Raw genomic sequence first — 26,298 nt, 5'->3', positions numbered from 1 at the left:
GGGGGGCCCGCGCGATCCGACCGCGCCGGCTTGTCCCTGCGCGCGGCGATGCCTAGAGGTTCGCTCCGATGCTTGCCCGACTTGACCATGTCCGCAACTGGATCTTCGATCTGGACAATACGCTGTATCCGGCGAGCGCCGATCTGTTTTCGCAGGTCGACGCACGGATGACCGGGTTCATCCAGGACCTGCTCGGGCTCGAGCATGACGAGGCGCGGCGCGTGCAGAAGGGCTATTTCCACAATCACGGCACGACGCTGTCGGGGTTGATGACCGAGCATCACGTCGATCCGCACGCGTTCCTCGCGCATGTCCATGACATCGAGATGGACGTGCTGGAGCATGACGCGCCGCTGGTCGCGGCGATCGCCAAGCTGCCCGGGCGCAAGCTGATCTTCACCAATGGCGACACGCCCTATGCTCTGAAGATCCTCGACCGTCTCGGGCTTGGCGCGAGTTTCGAGGCGATCCACGACATCCATGCGATGGACCTGATGCCCAAGCCGCATGCATCGGCCTATGCAGGCTTTTGTACCGCGTTCGACATCGACCCCGCGCAATCGCTGTTCGTCGACGACATGGTCCGCAATCTGCTGCCCGCCAAGGCGATCGGCATGACGACGGTGTGGGTCGACAACGGGTCCGAACAGTCGCCGGGCGCGGAACGCGACCATATCGATTTCACCATCCCGGTGCTCGCGCCGTGGCTGGAAACCATCCTGGAGACATCATGAGCAACCTGCAGACGATCATCGACGCCGCCTGGGACGACCGGGCAAATCTCGGTCTGGAGACGAAGGGCGAGATCCGCGATGCGGTCGACAGCGCGCTGGCGATGCTCGATGCGGGTACCGCGCGGGTCGCGGAGCCCGCCGGCGACGGGTGGCAGGTCAATCAGTGGCTGAAGAAAGCCGTGCTGCTGTCGTTCCGCCTCAACGACAATGTCGTGATCGACGGCGGATCGGGCGGCGCACCCGCGTTCGACAAGGTGCCGTCGAAGTTCGCGGGCTGGGGCGAGGCAGAGTTCCGCGCGGCCGGCATCCGCGTCGTTCCCGGTGCGGTCGCGCGCCGCGGCAGCTTCATCGCCAAGGGCGCGATCCTGATGCCGAGCTTCGTCAATATCGGCGCCTATGTCGGTGAGGGCACGATGGTCGACGCCTGGGCGACCGTCGGATCCTGCGCGCAGATCGGCAAGAACGTCCATCTGTCGGGCGGTGCCGGCATCGGCGGCGTACTCGAGCCGCTTCAGGCGGACCCCGTGATCATCGGCGACGGCGCATTCATCGGCGCGCGTGCCGAGGTCGCCGAGGGCGTGCGCGTCGGCGAGGGCGCGGTGCTGTCGATGGGCGTGTATCTCGGCGCTTCGACCAAGATCATCGACCGCGCGACCGGCGAAGTCTTCAAGGGTGAAGTGCCGCCCTATGCGGTCGTCGTGCCGGGCTCGATCGGCGGCGGGGAGGGCAAGCCCGCGCTCTACTGTGCCGTGATCGTCAAGCGCGTCGACGCCCAGACGCGGTCGAAGACGAGCATCAACGACCTGCTGCGCGACTAGACCGGTTGCGGTGATGGTCGCGCAGACACTGCTCGCGATCGTCGCTGTCTACATGCTGGCGATCCTGTGGCGGGGGCGGACGTTTCGCGTTCGCCTGCCGACACGACCGGGCCGTAGCCCCGCAAGGCGCATGACGGACTGGGCGGTCGGGTTGGCGGTGTCGCTCGGCCTGCCCGCGCTGGTTGGCCTTGTCCTGCTGGGCCAGAACCCGCTCGCGGCGGCGCAGCCGGCGGCAATCGCGCTGGTGCCGGACGACTGGCCGCGCCTGCCGATCGCGCCACTGATCCTCGGCATGGCGCTTGGCACGCTCGCGAACGCGGCGATCACGCATGCCTTGTGGCGCCGCGGCCGGCGCGCGTTCCAGATCGGCACCTTCCCCGATGTCCTGCCGAAGACGCGGGAGGACATTCTCCCGGCCATCGCCCTCGCGATCAGTGCCGGGATCAGCGAAGAACTGTTCTTCCGCCTGTTCCTCCCGCTGCTGATCGCGCTGGTGTCCGGGAGCGCGCTGGCGGGGACAATCATCGCCGCCTTATGCTTTGGCGGGGTGCACCGCTATCAGGGGTGGCGCGGCGTCGTCGCGACGACGCTGTCGGGCGTGGCGCTGTCCGTGCTCTACGGCCTGACGAACAGCGTATGGATGGCGATCGCGTTTCACATCGCGATCGACCTCAACGCGCTGGTCGTGCGGCCGATGGCGCGCGGGGCGTGGCGCGCCTAGTTCTTCATCCGCCAACCGGTCTTGAAGATCAACGCGATCACGACGAGGCAGGCGACGAGGAACGCCGCGGTCACCGCGAGGCTGATGCCGACCGCGACATCACCCTGCCCGAAGAAGCTCCAGCGAAACCCGCTGATCAGATAGACGACCGGGTTGGCCAGGCTGAGCGTGCGCCAGGGCTGGGGCAGCATGTCGATCGAGTAGAAGGCGCCACCCAGAAACGTCAGTGGCGTGATCAGCAGCGCGGGGACGAAGTTCAGCTGTTCGAAGCCGTTCGCCCACACGCCGATGATGAAGCCGAACAGGCTGAACGCGACGGCCGTCAGGATCAGGAAGGCGAACATCGCGAACGGATGCGCGATATGCAGCGGCACGAAACAGGCGGCGGTCGCCAGGATGATCAGGCCGATGATCACCGACTTGGTGGTCGCCGCCCCGACATAGCCGATCACCATCTCCATCGCGGACACGGGCGCGGAGAGCAGTTCGTAGATCGTGCCGGTAAATTTCGGGAAGTAGATGCCGATCGATGCATTCGCGATGCTCTGCGTCAGCAGCGACAGCATGATCAGGCCGGGGACGATGAAGCTGCCATAGCCGACGCCGCCGACCTCCTGCATCCGGCTGCCGATCGCGCCGCCGAAGACGATGAAATAGAGCGACGTCGTGAGGACGGGGGTGACGAGGCTCTGCCACAGCGTGCGCAGGGCCCGAGCCATTTCGAAGCGATAGATCGCCCAGACGCCGTGCCAGTTGAGGAAGGGGGTGTTCATGCGCGCTCTCCGACGAGATCGACGAAGATGTCCTCGAGGCTCGACTTGCTGGTTTCGAGATCCTTGAAGCCGATGCCGAGTTCGGCAAGCTTGCGCAGGAGCGAGGGGATGCCGGTATGGTCCGCCTGTGCGTCGAACACATAGCGCAGGCGCTTGCCTTCGTCCTGCAGCGATACGTCCCATTCGGCCAGCTCGGGCGGGATCGCGGTCATCGGCTCCTGCAACGCCAGATCGAGCTCGCGCTTGCCGAGCTGTTTCATCAGCGATGCCTTGTCGTCGACGAGCAGCAGCTTGCCCTTGTTGATCACGCCGACGCGGTCGGCCATCTCCTCGGCCTCCTCGATATAATGCGTGGTTAGGATGATCGTCGTGCCGCCCTCGCGCAGGCGGTGGACGAGCTTCCACATGTCGCGGCGCAGCGCGACGTCGACGCCCGCGGTGGGTTCGTCAAGGAACAGGATCTCGGGCTCGTGGCTCAGCGCCTTGGCGATCAGGACGCGGCGCTTCATCCCCCCCGACAGTTCCATGATCTTGGCATGGCGCTTGTCCCAGAGCGACAGGTCACGCAGCACCTGTTCGATATAGGCGCTGTGGCCCGAGCGACCGAAGAGGCGGCGGCTGAAGGTGACGGTGGCGAGCACCGTCTCGAACATGTCGACGTTCAGTTCCTGCGGGACCAGACCAATGCGGCTGCGCGCCTGTTTATAGTCGTGGATCGCATCGAAGCCCGCTACGGTGATCGTTCCTGCACTGGGCGTGACGATCCCGCAGATGATGCTGATCAGCGTGGTCTTGCCCGCCCCATTGGGCCCGAGCAGCGCGAAGATCTCGCCCTTGCGGATGTCCAGATCGACGGGGTGGAGTGCGGTGGTACCGCTTTTGTAGGTCTTCGTGACGCCCGCAACGGACAGGATCGGTTCGGTCATTGGGGCCCCTTTTAAGTGAGGGGAAGATGGGGGCGGTGGGGTCATATTGATAGGGGCCGTCAGCCCCCATTGCCGTCATCCTGGGCTCGACCCAGGATCCAGAGCCACACGCGTCCCGGTTGTGGCTCTGGATCCTGACTTTCGTCAGGATGACGGGCGTTAGCTCACCCGGGCGGCGGCGACCGCCTTTTGCAGGTCTTCGAGCGGCAGTGCACCGGACAGGATGCGGTCGCCGACCACCCAGCTCGGCGTGCCCGTCATGCCGAGCTTGGCCGCGGTTTCCATGTTCTTGCCGATCTCGGCATCGGCGGTCTTGGTGAAGCCGGCCGGATTGATGTCGACCCCGGCCTTCGCCGCCGCCGCCGCGATCGTCGCGTCACTGACCCGACCGCCGGCGTAGAGCGCGTCGTGGAAGGCTGCGAACTTGCCCTGTTGGGCGGCCGCGAGGCTCGCGCGGGCAGCGACGCGGCTGTCCGCGCTGAGGATCGGCAATTCGCGGAAGACGACGCGGACCTTGGGGTCTGCGGCGATCAGCTTTGCGATCATCGGCAGGCTCGCGCGGCAATACCCGCAATTATAATCGAAATATTCGACGAGCGTGACGTCGCCCTTGGGGTTGCCCGCCCAGGCGCTGCCGAACGGCGTGACGATCGCGTCGCGGTTGGCAGCGACCGTCTTGCCCGACTCGCGGTCGCGCAGTTTCTCCATCGCTTCGGGCAGGATCTCGGGATGCGCGAGCATGTAGTCGTGGACGATCGCCTCGACCTGTGCGCGCTCGACGCCACCGCCCTGGCGATCATAGCCCCACACCGCGAATCCGCCCAGGACCGCCCCGACCGCCGCGATGGCGGGCAACATCATCTTGTTCATCGGCGCCGCTTATACTGCTTGGGATTGTCGTCCATCTCGTTCTGCGCGGCCATCGCGATATCCTGCGCGCGGATCCAGTCGGGGGTGTTGGCGGGGATGTTGGCGAGCGCATATTGCGCGCTGGCCGATGCGGTCCGCATGTCGCCGCCCATGCTCGCGCGCTCGGCGGTGGCGAGCGCCGCACGCGCGGTATCGCCGGTCAGTTCGTAGACGGTGCCGAGTTGCATCCAGGCGAACGGGTTCTGATCGTCGCGGCCGACCGCGGTGCGCAGGACCTTCGTGGCCTCGGGATAATTCGCCTTGTTCTCGGTCGCGATCAGCGCGTGGCCGAACGTCGTGGCGATCAGCGGATTGTTGCGCGAGCCTTCGGTCGCCTCGCGCAACGGAACGAGCGACTCGACCGGCCTGCCCGCCTCGAGCAGGATCTGGCCCTTGATCTCGAGAAAATAGGGATCGTCGGGCCTGGCCTTCACCAGCGCGTCCGCCTCGGCATCGGCTTTGTCGGGATAGCCCGATTTATGATAGGCATAGGCCCGGGCGTAGTGCGCATAGATCGACTGGTCGCTCGGCGGATAGCTTTGTAGCGTGCGCGGCGCGGGCAGGACATAACCGGCAAGCTTGGCCTTCACGCGGCGGAAGCGTTCCTCGAGCGCAGCATCAGGCTTGTTCGCCCAGGCGGGCGACGCCTGGAGATCGGCGGTCAGTGCCGAGACACGCTCGCCAGACAGCGGATGCGACTGCATGAACGGGTCGATATTGGCGGTGCCGAAGCGATATTCCTGCTGCTGCAGCTTCTTGAAAAAGCTCAGCATGCCGCGGCCGGTGACGTTGGCCTCCCGCAGATATTTGGCGCCGCTCGCATCCGCGGTGGATTCCTGCGTGCGGCTGAACGCCAGATAATTGCCCATCGCGGCCTGTTGTCCGGCCGCCATGATTCCCGCGCCCGCCTCGCCGCTGCCCGCCGCCATCGCCGCCAGGCCGAGCACCATCGAGAGCAGGTACATGCCCATCGCGGGTTTGGTGCCGCGATCGGAGAGCACGACATGGCCGTCTGCGATGTGGCCGAGTTCGTGCGCGATCACGCCCTGGACTTCGTTCGCATTGTCCGCCGCCTGGAGCAGGCCCGAATGGACATAGACGGTCTGGCCGCCCGCGACGAACGCATTGATCGAATCGTCGTTGATCAGCACGACCTTGACGTCGCGCGGCGACAGGCCCGCCGCCGTGATCAGCGGGCCGGACATTTCGGCGAACATCGTTTCGGTTTCCGCATCGCGGAGGATCGACTGCGCCTGCGCGGGTTGCGCCCAGAGCAGGAGGGTGGCGGTCAGGGCCGCGACGAAGCGCTTCATATCGCGCAGTATCGTCGATCGGCGGCGGGGGAGCAATGGCGGGGACGACGAGGTGCACGGCGCCGACGCCCGATGGTAAACCACAGGACCCGGCCCAAGCCGCGAACCGCGGGGCAACGGGTCCGAGCGCGCCGAAATGAAAACGGGCGCGACCTTTCGATCGCGCCCGTCTCATCGGCTATGCTCCGGCGTCAGCCGAAGGTGCGCTGCCACCAGCCACGGCGCGGCGCGCCATCGGGGTCGTCGTTCGTGCCCGGCGCGTCGGCGTCCTGCGGCTGGACCTCGACCTGCGGCGGCGTGGTCTCGACCGGCGCGGCGAGCACCTCGCTGGTCGGGGCGGCATCGCCGGCCTCGATCACCGCGGCCTTGCGCGGCCGACCACGCGGCTTGGCGACCTTGGCAGGGGCCTCCTCGACGGCTGCGGGCTCGACCGCCGTATCGCTCGCCTTGCGACGCGCGCGCTTGGGCTTTGGCGCGGACGCCTCCAGCGTCTCGGCAGGCGTAGCGCCGACCTCGTCCATCGTCGCATCGGCAACCGCCTCGCGACGGCGCCGTGCAGGCTTGCGCGCCGGCTCTGCCGCGACCGGATCGGGAGCGGCCTGTTCCTGCGGCTCGGGCGTGACGGGCACTTCGGATACGACCGGTTCTGGTGCCATGGTCGTCTCGTCGGCCGTCTCGACCGGACGCGGCTTGCGACCCCGACGCGACTTGGGCGCCGTTTCGGCGACCGGGTCAGCGTTGATCGTCGCGGCGGCCGCGCGGGCGCGCGGGCGACGACGCATCTTGGGAGCCTCGGCGACCGGCGCGGACGGCGCCTCCTCGAACACCGGCTCGGCCTCGGACGTCTCGACCGGCGCAAATGCCTCCGGCTCGGGCGCCTCGGCGATCAGTGCCGCGGTGTCGATGCTGCTGACGGCAATCGACTCGCCCGTCTCGGTGCCGGTCTGCTCGCCGCCCTGCTCGTTGCGCCGACCACCGCGACGTCCGCGACGTCCGCGACGACGACGGCCTTCGCCTTCGACGCCATTGGCCTGTTCGGCCGGAGTCGTACCCTCGATCTCCTCGCCACCGCCGACTTCGACGATCTCGCCGACGCCCTCGTCGATTTCCTCGACATTGGTGTCGACGTCCTCGAACGTGCCATCCTCGTTCGTACCACCGACGGCGCCGTCCTCACCCGGGCGTGCCCGGCCCCGACGACCGCGGCGGCGACGGCGCTTCTTGCCGCCCTCGCCATCGGCATCGCGGCCTTCACGCGGCGCGGTCTGCTCACGACCGCCTTCACGGCCCCCCTCACGACGACGCGGCTGTTCGGCCTCGGCCTCTTCGACCTCGTCCTCCTCGATCTCGTCCTCGATCTCCTCGGGAAGATCGTCCTCGTCCTCTTCGATGATCTGGACGAACTTCGGCGGATGCGCGGGCGGCGGGCCACTGGCCTCGACCGTCATGTGCGCGCCTTCCTCGTCCTGGCCGGGGATGATCTCGACGATCACGCCGTAGCGATCCTCGATCTCGGCGATGTCGGCACGCTTGCGGTTCAGGATGTAGACAGCCGCTTCCTGGCTCGCGCGCAGCGTCAGCAGCGAACCACGGCCGCGGGCGGCCTCGTCCTCGATGAGGCGGAGCGCGGAGATGCCCGAAGACGAGGCGGTGCGGACCAGGCCGGTGCCCTCGCAATGCGGGCAGGCGCGCGTCGACGCTTCGAGCACGCCGGTGCGCAGCCGCTGGCGGCTCATTTCCATGAGGCCGAACGACGAGATGCGGCCGATCTGGATGCGCGCACGATCGTTCTTCAGCGCCTCCTTCATCGCCTTCTCGACCTTACGGACATTGGAATTGTTATCCATGTCGATGAAGTCGATGACGACGAGCCCGGCCATGTCGCGCAGGCGCAGCTGGCGGCCGATTTCCTGTGCGGCCTCGAGGTTGGTCGCGGTCGCGGTCTGCTCGATGCTGTGTTCGCGCGTCGAGCGGCCCGAGTTGATGTCGATCGAAACAAGCGCCTCGGTCGGGTTGATGACCAGATAGCCGCCCGACTTCAGCTGGACGACCGGATGGTACATCGCCGACAGCTGGTCCTCGACGCCCGCGCGCTGGAACAGCGGCACGGGGTCGGCGTAATGCTTGATGCGCCGGGCGTGCGTCGGCATCAGCAGGCGCATGAACTCGCGCGCCTGGCGATAGCCGTCCTCGCCCTCGACGATGACCTCTTCGATTTCCTTGTTGTAGATGTCGCGGATCGCGCGCTTGATCAGGTCGCTGTCGCCGTAGACGAGCGCGGGCGCCGACGCCTTCAGCGTCGCTTCGCGGATCCCGTCCCACAGACGGGCGAGGTAATCGAAGTCGCGCTTGATCTCGACCTTGCTGCGCTGCAGCCCCGCGGTGCGGACAATGCAGCCCATCGACGGCGGCAGCTGCATGTCGGCCATGATCGACTTCAGGCGCTTGCGATCGCCCGCGTTGCTGATCTTGCGTGAGATGCCGCCGCCGTGGCTGGTATTGGGCATCAGCACGCAGTAGCGGCCCGCCAGCGACAGGTACGTGGTCAGCGCTGCGCCCTTGTTGCCGCGCTCTTCCTTGACGACCTGGACGAGCAGCACCTGGCGGCGATGGATCACGTCCTGGATCTTGTAGCGGCGGCGCAGGTTCATGCGACGCTCGCGCAGATCCTCGACCGCGGCCTCGTCGCCGTTCGGCTTGCGCTTGCGACGCGGGGCCTCGCCGGTCTCTTCGCCGCCTTCGAGCTCCTCGGCGACGTCGGGATCTACCCCGCCATCGTCCTCGAAGCGCTCGATATCGTCCTCGTCGTCACCCTCTTCGTCGTCCGAGTCATAATCGGCGCGCAGGGCGGCCTCCTCGGCGGCATGCTCGGCCTCTTCGCGGAGCAGCGCGTCGCGGTCTTCCTTGGGGATCTGGTAGTAATCGGGATGGATCTCGCTGAACGCGAGGAAGCCGTGGCGATTGCCGCCGTAATCGATGAACGCCGCCTGGAGCGACGGCTCGACCCGCGTGACCTTGGCGAGGTAGATGTTGCCCTTGAGCTGCTTGCGCTCGGCGCTTTCGAAATCGAATTCCTCGATCCGGTTACCCTTGACGACGGCGATCCGGGTTTCTTCCCGGTGGCGTGCGTCGATCAGCATACGCGTTGTCATAATAGATTCTCCGCGCGCGCGCCGGGCCTGATGGCAGCCGTCGCGCGCTTGATGGTGGTGCGGTCGGACACGGACGCCCTGACTCGCGGAAGGTATGCGAAACTGCCTCTGCTCGACGCGCATGCCGCGGGAACTCACCCTGCGGCGCCCGCACGACCGCGATCCCGTCGGCGAAGGCCGATCGGTGAGCGGGGCGGGGGGAATGCGTCATTCGAGCGTCAACCTGAAATTGCCGCGCCGTCGAGGATCCGAAGGCGGGCGTTGAGACCGGCGCGTCGCTGGCAAACTCTAGCGACGCACGGGTGCACGGCAGGACTAGCACCGCATTGCAGATCCCGCAACTGGCCCGGCGCGGGGCCGTCCGAAGCCTTGAAACCTGCCATTTTCACAGGCTGAATTTCCGGGCGGCGATCTGTCCGGCAGCCGCGCCGGCAGCCACGGATATGGGAAAACCAAGGCAAACAGGCTATTAACCCTGCTCCGCAAGATCCTCTTGCGGGGGCGTAGCGTAGGCGTCTCGTTTCGGTCGGGCTCGACCGATCCAGGGAGTGTAGAATGGCTTTTCGCTGGACCGGCAGCGCGGTCGCACGGCATGGACACAGGATGGTTGCGATCATCGCCCTGCTGCTCGGCTGGCTGTCCGGCGTTCCGGCGCTGGCGGCGTCCGTACAGAGCATCGCGATCGGCAGAACGCAGATCGTGATCCGCTTCGATGCACCGGTCGGCAGCGGCGCGAGCCAGATCCTGACCGGGCAACGGCAGATCGCGGTCGATATCGCGAACGCGACGCCCGGCGGAACCGCGAAGCCGGGCGGCGTCGTGACCCGCATCACGCAGCGGCGGCATGATGGGTCCGGGCTGAGAATGCTGTTCGACCTGTCCGAGCCGGTGATCGTGGCCGATGGCGGGTTCGATTCGCAGGGACGCGAGCTGACGCTGGCCTTGCGCCGCGTCGACGATGCGGCCTTTACGCAGGCCAGTATCGCCGGCCCGCTGAATTTCTTCCCGTTCCATTTCGCCGCGCGGCCGGCGCCGCGGTACAAGGTGTCGATCCCGGTGCCGGCCCGCGCGCGCGGGATCGCGCTGCCGCGGGTCGAGGGCGACGACATGCGTCCGCTGGTGGTGATCGACGCCGGGCATGGCGGTGTCGATCCCGGCGCGATCGGCCCCGACGGGCTGCGCGAGAAGGACGTGACCCTCAAGGTCGCCAAGGCGATCCGTGACGCGCTGCTCGCTTCGGGCCGGGTGCGCGTCGCGCTGACGCGGAGCGACGACCGGTTCCTCGTGCTGCGCGAGCGGTACGGCGTCGCACGACGGTTGAAGGGGGACCTGTTCATCTCGGTCCACTGCGACAGTACCGGATCCGAAGGCGCGAGCGGCGCGACGGCCTATACGCTGTCAGAGGTTGCGTCCGACAAGGAGGCGGCGCGGCTAGCCGCGCGTGAGAACAAGGCGGATGTGATCTCCGGGGTGAATCTCGGCGAGGCGCCTGCCGACGTGTCGTCGATCCTGATCGACCTGACGCAGCGCGAGACGATGAACGCGTCCGCCACGTTCGCGCGGTTGCTGGGACGCGAGGCCAAGCCGTTGATGCCGCTCAAGCCGAACTTCCACCGCATGGCGTCGCTGATGGTGCTCAAGGCGCCCGACATGCCCTCGATCCTGTTCGAGACGGGCTATATCTCGAACCCGCAGGACGCGGCGTTTCTCGACAGTGACGAGGGGCGGCAGCGGATCGCGGAGAGCGTGACGCGCGCGGTCACGGTGCATTTCGCGCGGCGGATGGTGGCGCGCTGATCCGGCCGGTTGCGCTCACGGCAAGAGCGCGGCATCCTGACGGCTAGGACCCCGGCGGAGGCCGAGGCCGGGTTGGAGGACGTTCCGACTGGGCTTCGGCCTCCGCCGGGGCACGTGTTTCTGGTTAGGACGATCTGATGACCGACGCGACGCGGGGCGTATCCGAGACCGGGCCCGAGACGAGTATGCGCGAGCTTACCTTTCGCGGGGTCGTGCTCGGCGCGATCATCACGCTGCTGTTTACCGCAGCCAATGTGTATCTCGGACTGAAGATCGGGCTGACCTTCGCGACGTCGATCCCCGCTGCGGTGATCTCGATGGCGGTGCTGCGGCTGTTCAAGGATTCGACGATCCTCGAGAACAACATCGTCCAGACGATCGCGTCCGCGGCGGGTACGCTGGCGGCGATCATCTTCGTGCTGCCCGGCCTGGTGATGATCGGGTGGTGGCAGGGGTTTCCGTTCTTCACCACCGCGGCGATCACGATGTTCGGCGGCGTGCTCGGCGTGCTGTTCTCGGTCCCGCTGCGCCGTGCGCTCGTCGTCGACACGGTGCTGCCCTATCCGGAGGGCCGCGCGGCCGCCGAAGTGCTGAAAGTCGGCGCGGGCAGCCGCGAGGGCGGCGAGGAGAGCGCGCGTGGGCTCGGTATCATCGTCGTCAACGCGCTGGTGTCGGCCGGGTTCGCGATCCTGACGCAGACCAAGCTGGTCGCTGCCGAGGCCGCGACGTGGTTCCGCGTCGGCGCAGGTGCGACCGGAATTTCGGGCGGGCTGTCGTTCGCGCTGCTGGGTGCGGGGCATCTGGTCGGGATCTCGGTCGGGATGGCAATGTTTACGGGCGTGGTGATCGGCTGGTGGATCCTGCTGCCGATCCTGACCTCGGCGGGGAGCGTGACCGGCACCGCGGAAGTGATCGCGACGACCGTGTTCCGTTCGGACGTGCGGTTCTTCGGTGCAGGCGTGATCGGCGTCGCGGCGATCTGGACCTTGCTCAAGATCGCAGGGCCCGTGGTCGGCGGCGTACGATCGGCGCTGGCGGCGTCGGCAGCCAAGCGCGGCGGCGAAGTGCTGGCACTCGAGGAGCGCGACATCCCGATCGGGATCGTCGGGATCGCGTCGCTGGCGATGCTCGTGCCGATCGGGATCCTGCTGTGGACCGTCCTCCAGGGCGGGCCACTTGAGGCGTCGGCGATCGGGCTGATCGCGGGGAGTCTTGCGTTCATCCTGGTCATCGGCCTCGTGATCGCGGCGGTGTGCGGCTATATGGCGGGGCTGATCGGCGCGTCGAATTCACCCGTATCGGGCATCGGCATCCTCGCGATCCTCGCCGCATCGATCCTGCTGGTGTCGTGGTTCGGCCGTGCGGTCGAGCCGGGGACGACGCAGGCGCTGGTCGCCTACGGCCTGATCGTGACGGGCGTGGTGTTCGGCATCGCGACGATCTCGAACGACAATCTCCAGGATCTGAAGACCGGGCAGCTGGTCGGTGCGACGCCGTGGAAGCAGCAGGTCGCGCTGCTGATCGGCGTGGTGTTCGGGTCGATCGTCGTGCCGCCGGTGCTCAACCTGCTCGGCAGCACGCTTGGCTTTGCCGGCGCGCCGGGGGCCGGGCCCAATGCGCTGGCGGCACCGCAGGCGGCGCTGATCTCGGCGCTCGCCAAGGGCGTGCTGGGGGGCAATCTCAACTGGGCGATGATCGGCTATGGCGCGATGACCGGTGTTGCGGTGATCGCGCTCGACGAACTGCTGGGCAAGGCGGGCAAACTGCGGTTGCCGCCGCTGGGCGTCGGGCTGGGCGTGTATCTGCCCATGGCGGTGACGTTGCCGGTCACGATCGGCGCGGTGGTCGGCTATGCCTATGACCGCTGGGCCGACCGCGCGCGCGATCCCGAGCTTGCCAGGCGGATGGGCGTGCTGACCGCGACGGGGATGATCGTCGGCGAGTCGCTATGGGGCGTGGGGTTCGCCGGGATCGTCTATCTCACCAACCAGGAGACGCCGCTGGCGCTGGTCGGGGAGGGGTTCGTGCCCATCGCGCTGGTCGGCGGGACCCTGCTGTTCGCGCTGCTGACCTGGGTGATGTACCGGCGGACGATGGCGGCATCGCGGTAGGAGGCCGGTTCCCCGCGAAGGCGGGGACCCAGGCTGGGCTCCCGCCTTTGCGGGAGGCCAGGGAGGGGAACGGCCTGCGTGGTTGAGCGCACTTCCCCGGCGAAGGCCGGGGCCCAGTTGGGAAGGTCGACGTTACGGAGCGCGGTCCGTCATTATCTCCGTATCCCAACTGGGCCCCGGCCTTCGCCGGGGTTGTAGGGGGGCTCACTTCATCGCGGCGAGCATGTCCGTGATCTTGACGAAGGCGAAGCCGATCGAGCTGTCGGCGATCCCGTAAGGCAGGAACAGCGCATCGCCGTGGCGCAGCGCGCCGCAGCTGTAGACGACGTTGGGGACATAGCCCTCGCGATCCTGATCCTTGGCGGCGAGGATCGGCTGCTGCGTGCGGCCGATCACCTTGGACGGGTCGTCCTTGTCGAGCAGCACTGCACCGATCGAATATTTGCGCATCGCGCCGACGCCGTGCGTGAGCAGCAACCAGCCCTCGTCGAGTTCGATCGGCGGGCCGCAATTGCCGATCTGGACGAGCTCCCACGGATAGAGCGGCGTCAGGATCTTCTCGCCGTCGTCCCAGTCGGTCAGCGTGTCCGACTTCAGCAGGAACAGGTTCTCGCCGTCCTGCCGGCCGATCATCATATACTGGCCGTTCACCTTGCGCGGGAACAGCGCCATGCCCTTGTTGCGCGCGGCGGGGCCAGTCATCGGGACGAGATCGAACGCGCGGAAATCGCGTGTCCGCATCAGCTCGGACTGGATGACCGAACCGTTATAAGCGGTGTAGGTGCCGATCCATTCATAGTCGCCATTGTCGTGCTGGAAGCGGACGATGCGCAGATCCTCCAGCCCCTTCGACTGCGCCTGGGTGATCGGGAAGATCACAGTGCCGCTGAGCGTGCTGTCGCGGTGACGATAGACGGTGACGGGGCCCTGCGGCATCTCGTCCTCGCCGCTGCCGACCGCGTCGGTCGCGGTGGCGAAGGGCGGCTCGGGCGCGAGCTTCATCAGGTTCTGGTCGGTGATGATGCCTTCGCGGAACGCGACCGACGAGATGTGACCCTCGCCGACCGCGCGCATCGACATCAGGATGCGTAGGCTGCCCGGCGGCATGCCCGACTGGTCGAAATGCGGCACCGCGCTGGGGTTCATCAGCGCGGCAGCGGCATAACTGTATTCATGACAGAAATAGGCGCCGATCAGCTGGCGCTTCTCGTCGCCGATATCCGCGCCGTTAAGCCCGAGCATGTCCTCGATCTGGTCGTAGCGCGTCATGAAGACGCGCCGCGTCTGCCAGTGCCGCGCCTCGAAATCCTTCAGCACCACCTCGAGCTGGATCCGCGCCTCAGCGCTCGTCATCTCGAGGACTTCGCCGACCAGTCGCTCGGTACGACTGGGTGCGCCGGCATTGCCGGCCCAGGCGATATGAAAGGGCCGGACGACGACCCGTGACGGGTCGGCGTGCAACCGCAGCTGGTGGGTAAACAGGTCCATCGTGCTTATGCCTCGCGTGCCGTTCCACCTTGGGACGCCGACGCTAGCGAGGCTATGCGACGACGCGCGAGGCTCCTGCCACGCTTTGGGCTGCGTTTGATACCCCCGAAATCGCACAATTGGCCAATTGCAGCGCCAAAATCGACTCTGCACCCTGGTTGCGGTTCAATCCCGTCGGCATCAATCCATCGAAACAGCCGCCATCGGCGATGCTTGCGAGCGGCAGATTGAGGTCATTCCCGCCCAGGAACCAGCGATAGGCGCGTTCGGCTTCGTCACGCCAGCGCAGGTCGCCCGTCGCCTCGAACGCCGCCATGCAGGCATCGACGGTGGCCTGTGCCTCCAGCGGCTGTTGGTCGAACTGCAGCGGATCCTCATAGGAGCGTCCGAAGCTTTCCGTGCCAACCGCACGGAAGCGACCCTCGGGCGAGGTCTGCTTGGCGACGATCCATTCGAGTGTCGCCAGACCGCAATCGATCAGGTCCTGGCGGCCGAGCGCCTGGCCCGCACGGATGAGCGCCTGTGGCAGGCGCGCATTGTCATAGGCGAGGACGATCTCGAACCACTGCCACTCGGGACGCCGCGTCTTCTCGAGCAGTGCCAGATGGACATCGGGGAACTTTGCCAGGATCGACAGCGAGAGCTGATGCCCGGGGCTGGCCTCGAGCATCGCCGCCGCGCCGAGCATCGCAAAGGCCTGAGCGCGCAGGCTGCCGAGCTCGAGTGCACAGGATGCGGTCGAGTCATACATCGCCGTCGCCCAGTCGCGATGCTTGGCCAGCTGTGCATCGCGTGCGGTGATGCCGAGCGCCCAGACGGTGCGACCGTTCGAATCCTCGGACCCGACATCCTCGCACCAAGTTCGGTCGAAGCTCATGAAGTTGCGGAAGCGACGCTCGTCGGGGTTCCAGGCATATTGTACGAACGACGCATAGATCGTCGTCCACTTGTCACGCTGGACCTCATCCATGTCCGGCATCGCACTCATCAGCATGAGCGCACGGCAATTGTCGTCGATGCAATAGCCATGCCGGCGATCGGGGATTGAGTAGATCGAATGCTGGAGCATGCCCGTCGAATCACTCATCCGTTCGACGGCCGCGAAGTCAGGCGCAAGCGGCTTCAACGGGGGCGAAGGCTTGGCCAGACGAAAAGGGCGTGCCGCGACCACCGCGCGGATCTCTGCCATCGATGTTTCGGCAAGCTGTGGCCAGATCATCGTACGACCACGCGCATAGGCGCGTTCCGCCAGGCGATGACGGTCACGATCGCTCGACAGCAGCATGTCGATTTCGCGCGCAAAGGCAGCGACATCACCGAACGGGACAAGGACGCCATGCCCATCGGCGAGGATCTCGGTCGCATGGACGTACGGGGTCGAGATGACAGGCTTGCCGACGCCGATGGCGTAGCTGAGCGTGCCCGAGGTGATCTGCGCCGGGTTGGTGTAGGGCGTCACATAGATATCTGCCGCCTGCAGATAGCTCAGCAACTCGTCATGTTCGACGAACGCGTCGATGAAGGCGACATTGCCCGCCACGCCACGGGCTTCGGTCAGCGCCTTGAGACGATCACGATACGCCTCGCCCTGATGCGCGACGAGATTGGGGTGCGTCGCGCCGAGCACGACGTAAAGAAGATTGGGATGACGTTCGATGACCGCGGGCAGCGCCTCGATCACTGTTTCGATACCCTTGTTCGGTGCGAGGAGCCCGAAGGTCAGCACGACCTTGCGGCCTTCCCAGCCGAATTGCGCCTTCAGCGTGTCGGGTTCGACGAGGTCGCGATCGGGCACGCCGTGCGGGATCATCACGATCTGCCGCGGGCTGGCGCCATAAACGCGCTGGAGGATGTCGCGGCCACGCTCCGCCATCACGATGACGCGCGCGGCACGGCGCAACAGGCCCTCCATGACGCGGCGTTCGTCGGGATTGGGACGTTCGAGGATCGTGTGCAACGCAACGACGACCGGCAGCGTCGTGCGGTCGAGCAGCGCGAGCAGATAGTCCCCGGCCGGGCCACCGTAGATGCCGTATTCGTGCTGAACCCAGATTGCCTGGGCGCCGCTCGCATCAATCTTGCGCGCGGCATCCAGATAGGCGGTCAGGTCAGTTTCGGGGATCGTTCCAACGACTTCCGGCGGATACTCGTACAGGCCAGGATGATCATCCATCGCATAGACGTCGACCGCGACCTCGGGAAAGCGCGCCCGCATCGCGGTGAACACATCCGTCGTATATGTCGCGATACCGCACCGCCTCGGCAAAAAATTGCCAATGAGTGCCAGCCGCGTGATCTTGGTCCCGTCCGCCGGTAACGCCATACCCTGTCCTTTGTCTGAGCGCGCATAACAGGCTAACCCGGCATCGCGCTCACCCCCAACGGCTGACAAGGTATGAAAGTTGCATTAATATTGCACTGCAACACACGCTTTGATGTTAAACTTTATCAATCTTGCTGCATGCGGTGACGGCGTCAGCCACGCCCGCGATACGGGGCGACGCCCTGATCGGGCAGCCAGAGATCGGCAGGGGGCGCCGACGACTGCCAGAAGACGTCGATCGGGATCCCGCCGCGCGGATACCAATAGCCCCCGATCCGCAGCCAGACCGGCTTCATTTCGTCGAACAGCCGCTCGCCGATGCCGACCGTGCAGTCCTCGTGGAAGCCGGCATGGTTGCGAAAGCTGCCCAGGAACAGCTTGAGCGACTTGGATTCGACGATCGTCTCGCCGGGGACGTAATCGATGACGAGATGCGCGAAATCAGGCTGGCCGGTGACCGGGCAGAGCGAGGTGAATTCGGGCACCGCGAACCGCACCAGATAGGTCCGGCCGACGCGCGGGTTGGGCACGTAATCGAGCACGGCCTCTTCGGGCGAGGCGGGGAGGGCGCTGTTCTGGCCCAGATATAACGGGTTTGTAGGAGCGGTCATGGTCCGCCATGTAGGATGCGATGCGCTCCAAGAAAACCACGCTCGTGCCGATCCTCGGCGACCAGCTCTCGCTGCAGATCGCTTCTCTGAACGGGGCCGACCCGGCGGCGACGATCGTGCTGATGATGGAGGTCGCCGACGAGACGACCTATGTCCGCCATCATCGCCGGAAAATCGCCTATATTCTGTCGGCGATGCGGCATCACGCCGAGGCACTGCGCGAGGCGGGCTGGACCGTCGACTACGTCACGCTCGACGATCCGGAGTCGACCGGCAGCTTCACCGGCGAGGTCGCGCGCGCGATCGGGCGGCATCATCCGGCGCGAATCATCGTCACCGAAGCGGGCGAGTGGCGCGTTGCAGGCATGCTGGACGCGTGGGAAACGCTGTTCGGCCTGCCGGTCGAAATCCGCGCCGACGACCGCTTCCTCGCCAGCCATGCCGAGTTCGAGGCCTGGGCGGAGGGGCGCAAGCAGTTGCGGATGGAGTATTTCTACCGCGAGATGCGCCGCCGCACCGGGTTGCTGATGGATGGCGACAAGCCCGAGGGGGGCGAGTGGAATTACGATGCGGAGAACCGCAAGCCCGCCAAGGCCGACCTGCTGATGCCGCGCCCGCTCTCCTTTGCCCCCGATGCGATCACGACCGCGGTGCTCGCGATGGTCGCGGCGCGGTTCGGCGAGCATCCAGGCAGCCTCGATGCGTTCGACTTCGCGACGACGCGTGAGGACGCGCTCAAGCAGCAGCGGCATTTTCTCAAGCACGCGCTGCCGCGGTTCGGGGATTATCAGGATGCGATGCTGACCGACCAGCCGTTCCTGTGGCACGCGGTGCTGTCGCCCTATATCAATTCGGGGCTGCTCGATCCGGTCGATCTGTGCCGTGCGGTCGAGGCGGAATATGCCGCCGGGCGTGTGCCGCTCAACTGTGCCGAGGGGTTCATCCGCCAGATCATCGGCTGGCGCGAATATATGCGCGGCATCTACTGGCGCGAGGGGCCGGATTATGTCGAGCGCAACTTCCTGGATGCGAGGCGAGACCTGCCCGGCTTCTACTGGACTGGCGAGACCGACATGCACTGCCTGTCGCAGGCGATCGGGCAGACGCTCGACCATGCCTATGCGCATCACATCCAGCGGCTGATGGTGACGGGCAATTTCGCGCTGCTGATCGGCGCGGACCCCAAGCAGGTCCATGAATGGTATCTGGAGGTCTATGCCGATGCGTATGAATGGGTCGAGCTGCCCAATACGCTGGGGATGAGCCAGTTCGCGGATGGCGGGTTGCTCGGGTCGAAGCCCTATGCGGCGTCGGGGGCGTATATCAACCGGATGTCGGATTATTGCGTGCATTGCCGCTATGACGTGAAACAGCGCGTCGGCCCCGACGCCTGCCCGTTCAACGCGCTCTACTGGGATTTCCTGGTGCGCAACGCGGAGAAGCTTGATCGCAACCCGCGACTGGCGATGCCGTATCGCAACTGGGCTAAGATGAAACCGGCGGACCAAGACGCGACGCTTACACAGGCAAAGGAATTTCTGGCGCGGCTCGACGGCTGAGCGCTACATTCGCCGTCAGGACGGGTGTAACGCCGTCGATAGGAGCAGGCGGATGCCGCATTTCGGCGATTACCAGAACGCGATCTACAACGCCGGTCTGAGCGGCGTGATCCCGAAGCTGCCGGTCGATTACGCGACGCTCGAACAGCGCGCGAGCGCGGCGATGCCGCCATCGGTGCTGGGCTATGTCCAGGGCGGCTGCGGCGACGAATTTACGCAGGACAACAATGCACATGCGTTCCACCACTGGGGCATGACGCCGCGGATGATGGTCGATTGCAGCAGGCGCGACCTGTCGATCGACCTGTTCGGGATGCGGCTGCCGAGCCCGATCTTCATGGCGCCGGTCGGGGTGATCGGGATCTGCACGCAGGACGGTCACGGCGACCTCGCCGCCGCGCGCGCCTCGGCCGAGACGGGGGTGCCGCTGATGGCGTCGACGCTGTCGAACGATCCTCTCGAAAGCGTGGCGGGGGCGCTGGGCGAGACGCCGGGGTTCTTCCAGCTCTACACACCCAAGGACAAGGCGCTGGCCGAGAGCCTGGTGCGCCGCGCCGAGGCGGCGGGGTATAAGGGGATCGTCGTCACGCTCGACACCTGGGTGACGGGATGGCGGCCGCGCGACCTGAACGTCGCGAACTTCCCGCAGCTGCGCGGCGCGGTACTGATGAACTATTTCTCCGATCCGGTCTTTCGCGCGATGCTCGCCAGGCCGCCCGAGGAGGATGGCGCAGCGGCAGTGCGGCAATGGGCCGGCGTGTTCGGCAAGGTGCTGACCTGGGACGACATGGCGTGGCTGCGCTCGCTCACTACGCTGCCGCTGATCCTGAAGGGGATCTGCCATCCCGACGACGCACGCCGCGCGATCGATGCAGGAGCGGATGCGATCTATTGTTCGAACCATGGCGGGCGCCAGGCCAATGGCGGGATCGCGGCGATCGACATGCTGCCGGATGTGGTCGCCGCAGCGGGCGACGTGCCCGTGCTGTTCGATTCAGGGATCCGGTCGGGCAGCGACGTGGTGAAGGCGATCGCGCTCGGCGCGCGTGCCGTGGGCGTCGGGCGGCCCTATGCGTATGGCCTCGCGCTCGATGGCGCGGCGGGGGCGGCGCACGTGCTGCGGTGCCTGCTGGCGGAGGCGGACCTGCTGATGGCGGTGAATGGCTGGCCGACGATCGCCGATGTGCGCGCGGCGGGCGCGGTGCGGATCTAGCGCGGTACGGCGAGGAACGGCGCGAGCGCATCCCAGGCGGGCTGCTTGGCGGCGCGGCCGATCGTGTGGAGCGGGCTGCTCGAGGGCAGCGCGACGATCTGCGGGCCGAGCGTGCCAAGCCCCTGTCTGAGGCCGAGCTTCAACGCGGTGGCGCCGTTGAACGCGATCGCGCGGAGATCGGGCAGGCGCGCGACCAGCTCGGCGACCGCGTTGTCCTGCGCATCGAGGATCGCGGCGTCGGTGCTGCCGACGCGCTGCGCCGACCCGATCACGTCCCACAGCGCGACGCGCGCATCGCGCAACGCGACCAGCCGCTCGTCATAGGCCAGCGCGACCAGATCGCGCGCCACCACGCCCGACATCAGCGCCCAGAACTGGTTCTGCGGATGCGCATAATAGCGAGCTTCGGCAAGCGAACGGTCGCCGGGCAGGCTGCCCAGGACGAGCAGCCGCGCATCGTTGGCGGCCACGGGCGGGAAGGAGGATTTGCGCGTCATCGTGCCCGACGACGTGGCGATTGCGCGCGATCGTGCAAGCATTCTATGCAGACGCGCATGAAGATCCTGCTGTCCGCAAGCCTCGCCGTGCTCGCTCTTGCAAGCGCCCCCGCCACCGCCCGCCAGCTGACCATCGACGATGTCGTCATGCTGTCGCGCGTGTCCTCGCCCGCCGTGTCGAAGGACGGCCGCTGGCTGGTGTGGGAACAGCGCGAGACCGATCTCGCCGCCGATCGCGGCCGGTTCGACCTGTGGCGGCTCGACCTGACGCGCAAGGGTGCGAAACCCGAGCCGCTGATCGCCGAAGCCGATGTGAACGAGACCGGCGCGCAATTCTCCGCCGATGGCGCGACCGTCTATTACCAGTCGGACAAGGGCGGCAGCGACGCGGTCTGGTCGATCGGGATCGCCGGCGGCACGCCGCGCAAGCTGACGAACTTCGAGGGCGGCTTCGGCGGGTTCAAGGTCGCACCGACCGGCGACAAGCTGGTGATCTGGGCCGACCGCAAGCCCGGCGCGCCGAGCCTTGCACCCGCGATCGTCAAGAAGGACCCGAATGCCGGGGCGGGGCGGACCTATGACCAGCTGTTCGTGCGGCACTGGGACACATGGTCGAACGGCGACCGGTCGCAGCTGTTCGTGCTGCCGCTGACGGCCACGGGCGCAGCCGGCGACGGCGTCGCGGTGACGGGCGGCCTGATCGGCGATGCGCCGTCAAAGCCGTTCGGCGGTGGCGAGGAAGTGTCGTGGAGCGCGGACGGCAGAACGCTGTATTTCGCACTGCGCGAGGCGGGGCGGATCGAGGCAATTTCGACCAATCTCGACATCTTCTCGGTCCCCGCGGACGGCTCCGCGGCACCGGTCAACCTGACGGCGGCGAACTCCGGCATGGACAATCTGCCGACGGTGTCGCCTGACGGCCGCACGCTCGCCTGGTTCGCAATGGCGCGCGCCGGGTTCGAAGCGGATCGGCAGGTGCTGATGACGCGCGACCTGGCGAGCGGTCAGGTCCGCGCGGTGACGCAGGGCTGGGATCGCTCGGTCGCGTCGATCGCGTGGAGCCCCGACAGCAAGCGGATCTACGTCACCGCGGACGACACGCAGGAGACTCCGGTGTTCGCGGTCGACCCTGCCACGGGCGCAGTGACGCGACTGACGCAGGAGGGCCATGTCGGCGCGGTCGTGCCGACGCCCAAGGGCGTCGTCGTCGCGATCAGCAGCCTGACCGCGCCCGATGATTTCTATGCGCTGGCGGTGAAGGGCAAGCGGATGCCGAAGCCGGAGCGGCTGACCTCGGTCAACGCGGCAAAGCTCGCGGGCATCGACATGCCGACTGTCACGCGGTTCAACTTCAAGGGCGCGAACGACGACATCGTCTGGGGCTATGCGGTGAAGCCGTATGGCAGCCCGGCCTCGACCCAGAATGGCAAGGTCCCGGTCGCCTATATGGTGCACGGCGGGCCGCAGGGGTCGAGCAACAACAGCTGGTCCTATCGCTGGAACCCGGCGGTGTTCGCGGGCGCGGGCTACGGGCTGGTCGCGGTCGATTTCCACGGGTCGACGGGGTACGGCCAGGCCTTCACCGACGCGATCAGCAACAATTGGGGCGGCTGGCCGCTCGAGGATCTGCAAAAGGGGCTGGCGGCGGCGACCGCCAAGTTCGGCTGGCTCGATGGTGACCGCGCCTGTGCGCTCGGCGCGTCGTACGGCGGCTATATGATGAACTGGATCGAGGGGAAGTGGCCCGACCGGTTCAAGTGCATCGTCCAGCATGACGGCGTCTTCGATGCGCGCGCGATGGCGTACGAGACCGAGGAGCTGTGGTTCGACGAGTGGGAGCATGGCGGCAAGACCTATTACGAGGATCCCGCCGCGTTCGAGAAATGGAACCCGGTCAACTTCGTCGCCAACTGGAAGACGCCGATGCTGGTGATCACCGGCGAGAAAGATTTCCGCATCCCCTATACGCAGGGGCTCGCGAGCTTCACCGCGTTGCAGCGGCGGGGGATTCCGTCACGGTTGCTGGTCAACCCGAACGAGAATCACTGGGTGCTGAAGCCGAAGAACAGCCTGCAATGGTATGGCGAGGTGATCGGCTGGATGGACAAGTGGACGGCGAAATAAGGATGCGCTGACCCTATCCGTCATCCTGACGAAAGTCAGGACCCAGAGCCACGAACGTCAGCGCCCGTTACCCTAGGTCCTGACTTTCGTCAGGATGACGGGTGGGGGTGGCTCAGTGCGCCTTGGGCTTCTTCACCGCGTGGAGGCCAAGTGCTATCGCGCCGCCGAGGATCAGGCCAACTACGCCCGACAATGCGGCGTTGACCACCCAGTTCACCACGCCCTTGGCGACCGGCACCGCGGCGGCGGCGCCCGCGGCGGCATCGTGGATGAAGTGCGGGATCGTCGTCAGTCCGAAATCCTCGATCCCGTGGACGATGATCTGCCCGCCGACCCAGACCATCGCCGCGGTGCCGACGACCGACAGCACCGACATGACGACCGGCATGCCCTTGACCAGGCCGCGTCCGAACGCCTGGACCGCGGGGCTTTTCCGCTCGGTCAGATGCAGGCCGATATCGTCCATCTTCACGATCAGCGCGACGACGCCGTAGACGAGGATCGTGATCGCGACGCCGACCAGCGCAAGCACGATCGCCTGTTCCCAGATCGGTTCGGCGGCGACGTCCGACAGCGCGATCACCATGATCTCCGCCGACAGGATGAAGTCGGTGCGGATCGCGCCAGAGACCTTCTGGTCCTCGAGCGTCTTCGGATCGATCGGGGCGGTGGCTTCGGCTTCGGCATGGCCGCCGCCGAGCGCTTCGAGGATCTTTTCCGCACCCTCGAAGCAGAGATAGGTCCCGCCGATCATCAGCAACGGGGTCAGCGCCCAAGGCGCGAACGCACTGAGCGCGAGTGCTGCGGGGAGGATGAAGAGCAGCTTGTTGCGGAACGAGCCGAGCGCGATCTTGCCGATCATCGGCAATTCGCGCTTGGGCGAGAACCCGACCATGTAGCGCGGCGTGACCGCGGCATCGTCGACCACCACGCCGATCGCCTTGCTGCCCGCCTTGCCGGTCGCAGCACCGATATCGTCGAGGCTGGCCGCGGCGAGCTTGGTGATCCCGGCAATGTCGTCGAGCAGTGCGACCAGTCCTGTGGGCATCGATGGGTCCTTCGCGTGATCGGTAAGAGGCGGCAATAGCCGGTCCGCGGTAACGTGACAGCGATGTCATGCAACGGGTTTCGACCTTGCGCAAAGTGCGTGACGCGCGGAATGGTTGCGCGGTGACGCACATCACGACGGGATCGAGCATGACAGACGACTTCATCACCAACCTGCCCAAGGCCGAACTGCATCTGCATATCGAGGGCAGCCTCGAGCCCGAGCTGATGTTCGCGCTTGCCGAACGCAACAAGGTCGCGATCCCGTTCAAGAGCGTCGAGGACGTGCGCGCGGCCTACAGCTTCACCAACCTTCAGACCTTTCTCGACATCTATTATGCGGGCGCGGCCGTGCTGAAGACCGAGGAGGATTTCCACGATCTGGCGCTCGCCTATTTCGACCGGGTCGCCCAGGACGGCGTGGTCCATGCCGAGATCTTCTTCGATCCGCAGACGCATACGCATCGCGGTATCCCGTTCGACGTCGTCGCCAACGGCCTGTTCGCCGGGATCGATGCCGCGCGAGCGAAGCACGGGATGAGCATCGGGCTGATCATGAGCTATCTGCGGCATCTCGACGAGGAGGATGCGTTCAGGACGTTCGAACAGGCCGAGCCCTGGCTCGACCAGATGATCGGCGTCGGGCTCGATTCGTCCGAGATGGGGCATCCGCCGTCGAAGTTCGCGCGCGTGTTCGAAGCATCGGCGGAAGCCGGGCTGCTGCTGTGCGCGCATGCCGGCGAGGAGGGCCCGCCCGCCTATATCCACGAGGCGCTCGACATCCTGCGCGTCGACCGGATCGATCACGGCAACCGTGCGCTCGAGGATCCGGTGCTGGTCGCGCGGCTCGCGCGCGAGGCGATGACGCTGACCGTGTGCCCGCTGTCGAACGTCGCGCTGCGCAACGTCGACCGGATCGAGGACCATCCGATCGACCGGATGCTCGACCTTGGCCTGCGCGCGACGATCCATTCGGACGATCCCGCCTATTTCGGCGGCTATATCGGCGAAAATTACCGCCAGACTGCGCGCGCGCGCAATTTGTCGCGCGGGCAGATCGTGACGCTGGCGCGCAACAGCTTCCTCGGCAGCTTCCTCGATGACGAGGCGATCGCCGGGCATCTGGCGACCCTCGAGGCCTATGTGACCGCGCATCCGTGATCCGGCGCTTTCTATCGATCTTCGAGCCGTTCATCCTGATGCTGCTCGGCACCGTCGTGCTGGCGAGCCTGGTGCCGGCGCGGGGACAGGCGGCGACGATCGTCGGCTATGTCGCCGACGTCGCAATCTTCCTGCTGTTCTTCCTGCACGGCGCGAAACTGTCGCGCGCGGCGATCTGGGACGGGTTGCGCAACTGGCCGCTTCACCTCGCCGTGCTGGGGGTGACGTTTGTTGCCTTCCCTGCGCTCGGGCTCGGGCTGACTGCGCTGCCCTTCGTCGACGCGCGGATGGCGACGGGCGTGCTGTTCCTGACGCTGCTGCCCTCGACGGTCCAGTCGTCGATCGCCTTTACCGCGATCGCGCGCGGCAATGTCGCGGCCGCGGTTTGCAGCGCATCCTTTTCCAACCTGCTCGGCATACTGATCACCCCCGCGCTGGTCGCGCTGCTGATGCGGAACGCAGGCAATGCCGGCGGGATGTCGATCGAAAGCGTCGAGACGATCATCGTCCAGCTGCTCGTGCCGTTCGTGGCGGGGCATGTGCTGCGGCCCTGGATCGGCGCATGGGTGACGCGGCGCAAGGCGATGCTGACGATCGTCGATCGCGGGTCAATCCTGCTCGTCGTCTATGGCGCGTTCGGGGCGGCGGTGGTCGAGGGCCTGTGGAGCCGGGTGTCGCTCGGCGATCTGCTCCTGATCGGGCTGCTCTCCTGTGCCCTGCTGGCCATCGTGCTGGCGCTGACGCTGACGATCGCGCGGCTGATGCGGTTGCCGCGCGAGGATGCGATCGTGTTGCTGTTCTGTGGTTCGAAGAAGAGCCTGGCGTCGGGGGTGCCGATGGCCGGCGTGCTGTTCCCTGCGGCGCAGGTCGGTGTGATCCTGTTGCCGCTGATGCTGTTCCACCAGATCCAGCTGATCGCCTGTGCGGTGATCGCGCGCCGCTATGCAGACCGGGCGGATGCGCGCGTGGAGGCGATGGCACCGGTGGCGTAACTGCCTTGGTTGATTTGCTTTTCCGCGCG

Annotated in this window: 20 protein-coding genes; 10 read left to right on the top strand and 10 right to left on the bottom strand. The window is 66.5% G+C overall.

Annotation, left to right across the window (positions count from 1 at the left end; translation table 11 throughout):
- The first annotated feature begins 68 nt into the window (after positions 1–68).
- Genes NEF64_RS17925 through NEF64_RS17915 form a run of 3 tightly spaced genes read left to right on the top strand, consistent with a single transcriptional unit; the run spans position 69 to position 2,273 of the window.
- A complete protein-coding gene (locus NEF64_RS17925) occupies positions 69–734 on the top strand; it encodes a pyrimidine 5'-nucleotidase (protein WP_031393493.1) in 666 nt (221 codons plus the stop codon).
- Positions 731–1,552 (top strand): 2,3,4,5-tetrahydropyridine-2,6-dicarboxylate N-succinyltransferase, encoded by an 822-nt coding sequence (dapD, locus tag NEF64_RS17920; protein ID WP_031393494.1) that lies wholly within the window; start codon positions 731–733, stop codon positions 1,550–1,552. The genes NEF64_RS17925 and dapD overlap by 4 nt, the downstream gene beginning before the upstream one ends.
- 13 nt (positions 1,553–1,565) lie before the next feature.
- The gene (locus NEF64_RS17915; RefSeq protein WP_056408871.1) at positions 1,566–2,273 is read left to right on the top strand and encodes a CPBP family intramembrane glutamic endopeptidase; all 708 of its coding nucleotides are present in this window, start codon (positions 1,566–1,568) and stop codon (positions 2,271–2,273) included.
- On the opposite strand, the gene NEF64_RS17910 is transcribed toward NEF64_RS17915, so the two are convergent.
- The 5 genes from NEF64_RS17910 to NEF64_RS17890 all read right to left on the bottom strand — a co-directional run bounded on the left by NEF64_RS17910 (position 2,270) and on the right by NEF64_RS17890 (position 9,334).
- A complete protein-coding gene (locus NEF64_RS17910; RefSeq protein WP_031394470.1) occupies positions 2,270–3,046 on the bottom strand; it encodes an ABC transporter permease in 777 nt (258 codons plus the stop codon). The genes NEF64_RS17915 and NEF64_RS17910 overlap by 4 nt on opposite strands.
- Positions 3,043–3,972, bottom strand: coding sequence for an ABC transporter ATP-binding protein (locus tag NEF64_RS17905; RefSeq protein WP_056408873.1), 930 nt, complete (start codon positions 3,970–3,972; stop codon positions 3,043–3,045). Before NEF64_RS17905 ends, NEF64_RS17910 begins: the two co-directional genes overlap by 4 nt.
- Positions 3,973–4,131: 159 nt before the next feature.
- Positions 4,132–4,842 carry a DsbA family protein gene (locus NEF64_RS17900; RefSeq protein WP_031394472.1) on the bottom strand — a complete coding sequence of 237 codons (711 nt, stop codon included), beginning with the start codon at positions 4,840–4,842 and terminating at the stop codon, positions 4,132–4,134.
- Positions 4,839–6,194, bottom strand: coding sequence for a M48 family metalloprotease (locus NEF64_RS17895; RefSeq protein ID WP_031394473.1), 1,356 nt, complete (start codon positions 6,192–6,194; stop codon positions 4,839–4,841). Before NEF64_RS17895 ends, NEF64_RS17900 begins: the two co-directional genes overlap by 4 nt.
- Before the next feature lie 191 nt (positions 6,195–6,385).
- Positions 6,386–9,334, bottom strand: coding sequence for an Rne/Rng family ribonuclease (locus NEF64_RS17890; RefSeq protein WP_056408874.1), 2,949 nt, complete (start codon positions 9,332–9,334; stop codon positions 6,386–6,388).
- Positions 9,335–9,901: 567 nt separating this feature from the next.
- Between NEF64_RS17890 and NEF64_RS17885 the strand changes: the two genes are divergently transcribed.
- Together NEF64_RS17885 and NEF64_RS17880 are read left to right on the top strand one after the other, a co-directional pair.
- Positions 9,902–11,143 carry an N-acetylmuramoyl-L-alanine amidase family protein gene (locus NEF64_RS17885; RefSeq protein WP_056408876.1) on the top strand — a complete coding sequence of 414 codons (1,242 nt, stop codon included), beginning with the start codon at positions 9,902–9,904 and terminating at the stop codon, positions 11,141–11,143.
- A gap of 137 nt (positions 11,144–11,280) precedes the next feature.
- Positions 11,281–13,254: an OPT family oligopeptide transporter gene (locus tag NEF64_RS17880; protein WP_252574370.1), complete on the top strand. Its 1,974-nt coding sequence runs from the start codon at positions 11,281–11,283 to the stop codon at positions 13,252–13,254.
- A 204-nt stretch (positions 13,255–13,458) separates the two neighbouring features.
- On the opposite strand, the gene NEF64_RS17875 is transcribed toward NEF64_RS17880, so the two are convergent.
- From NEF64_RS17875 to queF, 3 genes are all read right to left on the bottom strand, one after another.
- Entirely contained in the window at positions 13,459–14,742 is a 1,284-nt protein-coding gene (locus tag NEF64_RS17875) for a glycoside hydrolase family 130 protein (protein WP_031440075.1), read from the bottom strand.
- Positions 14,743–14,794: 52 nt separating this feature from the next.
- Positions 14,795–17,065, bottom strand: coding sequence for a glycosyltransferase family 4 protein (locus NEF64_RS17870; protein ID WP_056408880.1), 2,271 nt, complete (start codon positions 17,063–17,065; stop codon positions 14,795–14,797).
- 152 nt (positions 17,066–17,217) lie between these two features.
- Positions 17,218–17,676 (bottom strand): preQ(1) synthase, encoded by a 459-nt coding sequence (queF, locus tag NEF64_RS17865; RefSeq protein ID WP_037527914.1) that lies wholly within the window; start codon positions 17,674–17,676, stop codon positions 17,218–17,220.
- A 20-nt stretch (positions 17,677–17,696) separates the two neighbouring features.
- Here queF and NEF64_RS17860 point away from each other — a divergent pair, with 20 nt between their 5' ends.
- Together NEF64_RS17860 and NEF64_RS17855 are read left to right on the top strand one after the other, a co-directional pair.
- Positions 17,697–19,235, top strand: coding sequence for a cryptochrome/photolyase family protein (locus NEF64_RS17860; protein ID WP_056408882.1), 1,539 nt, complete (start codon positions 17,697–17,699; stop codon positions 19,233–19,235).
- A gap of 52 nt (positions 19,236–19,287) precedes the next feature.
- Positions 19,288–20,448, top strand: coding sequence for an alpha-hydroxy-acid oxidizing protein (locus NEF64_RS17855; RefSeq protein WP_056408884.1), 1,161 nt, complete (start codon positions 19,288–19,290; stop codon positions 20,446–20,448).
- Here the strand turns inward: NEF64_RS17855 and NEF64_RS17850 are convergent.
- A complete protein-coding gene (locus NEF64_RS17850; protein ID WP_056409233.1) occupies positions 20,445–20,945 on the bottom strand; it encodes a DNA-deoxyinosine glycosylase in 501 nt (166 codons plus the stop codon). The genes NEF64_RS17855 and NEF64_RS17850 overlap by 4 nt on opposite strands.
- A 57-nt stretch (positions 20,946–21,002) precedes the next feature.
- Here NEF64_RS17850 and NEF64_RS17845 point away from each other — a divergent pair, with 57 nt between their 5' ends.
- Positions 21,003–23,069, top strand: a complete 2,067-nt coding sequence (locus tag NEF64_RS17845) for a S9 family peptidase (protein ID WP_056409235.1) — start codon at positions 21,003–21,005, stop codon at positions 23,067–23,069.
- Between the two features lie 112 nt (positions 23,070–23,181).
- Here the strand turns inward: NEF64_RS17845 and NEF64_RS17840 are convergent, their stop codons facing one another.
- Positions 23,182–24,117 carry a DUF808 domain-containing protein gene (locus NEF64_RS17840; RefSeq protein WP_031395057.1) on the bottom strand — a complete coding sequence of 312 codons (936 nt, stop codon included), beginning with the start codon at positions 24,115–24,117 and terminating at the stop codon, positions 23,182–23,184.
- A gap of 149 nt (positions 24,118–24,266) precedes the next feature.
- Here NEF64_RS17840 and NEF64_RS17835 point away from each other — a divergent pair, with 149 nt between their 5' ends.
- Positions 24,267–25,277 carry an adenosine deaminase gene (locus NEF64_RS17835; protein ID WP_056409237.1) on the top strand — a complete coding sequence of 337 codons (1,011 nt, stop codon included), beginning with the start codon at positions 24,267–24,269 and terminating at the stop codon, positions 25,275–25,277.
- Positions 25,277–26,269 carry a bile acid:sodium symporter family protein gene (locus NEF64_RS17830; RefSeq protein WP_414711864.1) on the top strand — a complete coding sequence of 331 codons (993 nt, stop codon included), beginning with the start codon at positions 25,277–25,279 and terminating at the stop codon, positions 26,267–26,269. The genes NEF64_RS17835 and NEF64_RS17830 overlap by 1 nt, the downstream gene beginning before the upstream one ends.
- The last annotated feature ends 29 nt before the right edge of the window (positions 26,270–26,298 follow it).

It is taken from the genome of Sphingomonas aerolata (assembly GCF_023935825.1).
Taxonomy (GTDB): Bacteria; Pseudomonadota; Alphaproteobacteria; order Sphingomonadales; family Sphingomonadaceae; genus Sphingomonas; species Sphingomonas aerolata.
This window is presented reverse-complemented; position numbering and strand designations above follow the sequence as displayed.

What these genes read in the sequence shown, in the direction of transcription:
- NEF64_RS17880 (WP_252574370.1), top strand. Translation starts at nt 11,281, where the DNA reads ATGACCGACGCGACGCGGGGCGTATCCGAGACCGGGCCCGAGACGAGT.
- NEF64_RS17875 (WP_031440075.1), bottom strand. Translation starts at nt 14,742, where the DNA reads ATGGACCTGTTTACCCACCAGCTGCGGTTGCACGCCGACCCGTCACGG.
- NEF64_RS17855 (WP_056408884.1), top strand. Translation starts at nt 19,288, where the DNA reads ATGCCGCATTTCGGCGATTACCAGAACGCGATCTACAACGCCGGTCTG.
- NEF64_RS17850 (WP_056409233.1), bottom strand. Translation starts at nt 20,945, where the DNA reads ATGACGCGCAAATCCTCCTTCCCGCCCGTGGCCGCCAACGATGCGCGG.
- NEF64_RS17905 (WP_056408873.1), bottom strand. Translation starts at nt 3,972, where the DNA reads ATGACCGAACCGATCCTGTCCGTTGCGGGCGTCACGAAGACCTACAAA.
- NEF64_RS17840 (WP_031395057.1), bottom strand. Translation starts at nt 24,117, where the DNA reads ATGCCCACAGGACTGGTCGCACTGCTCGACGACATTGCCGGGATCACC.
- NEF64_RS17895 (WP_031394473.1), bottom strand. Translation starts at nt 6,194, where the DNA reads ATGAAGCGCTTCGTCGCGGCCCTGACCGCCACCCTCCTGCTCTGGGCG.
- NEF64_RS17860 (WP_056408882.1), top strand. Translation starts at nt 17,697, where the DNA reads ATGCGCTCCAAGAAAACCACGCTCGTGCCGATCCTCGGCGACCAGCTC.
- queF (WP_037527914.1), bottom strand. Translation starts at nt 17,676, where the DNA reads ATGACCGCTCCTACAAACCCGTTATATCTGGGCCAGAACAGCGCCCTC.
- NEF64_RS17925 (WP_031393493.1), top strand. Translation starts at nt 69, where the DNA reads ATGCTTGCCCGACTTGACCATGTCCGCAACTGGATCTTCGATCTGGAC.
- NEF64_RS17900 (WP_031394472.1), bottom strand. Translation starts at nt 4,842, where the DNA reads ATGAACAAGATGATGTTGCCCGCCATCGCGGCGGTCGGGGCGGTCCTG.
- NEF64_RS17910 (WP_031394470.1), bottom strand. Translation starts at nt 3,046, where the DNA reads ATGAACACCCCCTTCCTCAACTGGCACGGCGTCTGGGCGATCTATCGC.
- NEF64_RS17870 (WP_056408880.1), bottom strand. Translation starts at nt 17,065, where the DNA reads ATGGCGTTACCGGCGGACGGGACCAAGATCACGCGGCTGGCACTCATT.
- NEF64_RS17845 (WP_056409235.1), top strand. Translation starts at nt 21,003, where the DNA reads ATGAAGATCCTGCTGTCCGCAAGCCTCGCCGTGCTCGCTCTTGCAAGC.
- dapD (WP_031393494.1), top strand. Translation starts at nt 731, where the DNA reads ATGAGCAACCTGCAGACGATCATCGACGCCGCCTGGGACGACCGGGCA.
- NEF64_RS17835 (WP_056409237.1), top strand. Translation starts at nt 24,267, where the DNA reads ATGACAGACGACTTCATCACCAACCTGCCCAAGGCCGAACTGCATCTG.
- NEF64_RS17885 (WP_056408876.1), top strand. Translation starts at nt 9,902, where the DNA reads ATGGCTTTTCGCTGGACCGGCAGCGCGGTCGCACGGCATGGACACAGG.
- NEF64_RS17915 (WP_056408871.1), top strand. Translation starts at nt 1,566, where the DNA reads ATGGTCGCGCAGACACTGCTCGCGATCGTCGCTGTCTACATGCTGGCG.
- NEF64_RS17890 (WP_056408874.1), bottom strand. Translation starts at nt 9,334, where the DNA reads ATGCTGATCGACGCACGCCACCGGGAAGAAACCCGGATCGCCGTCGTC.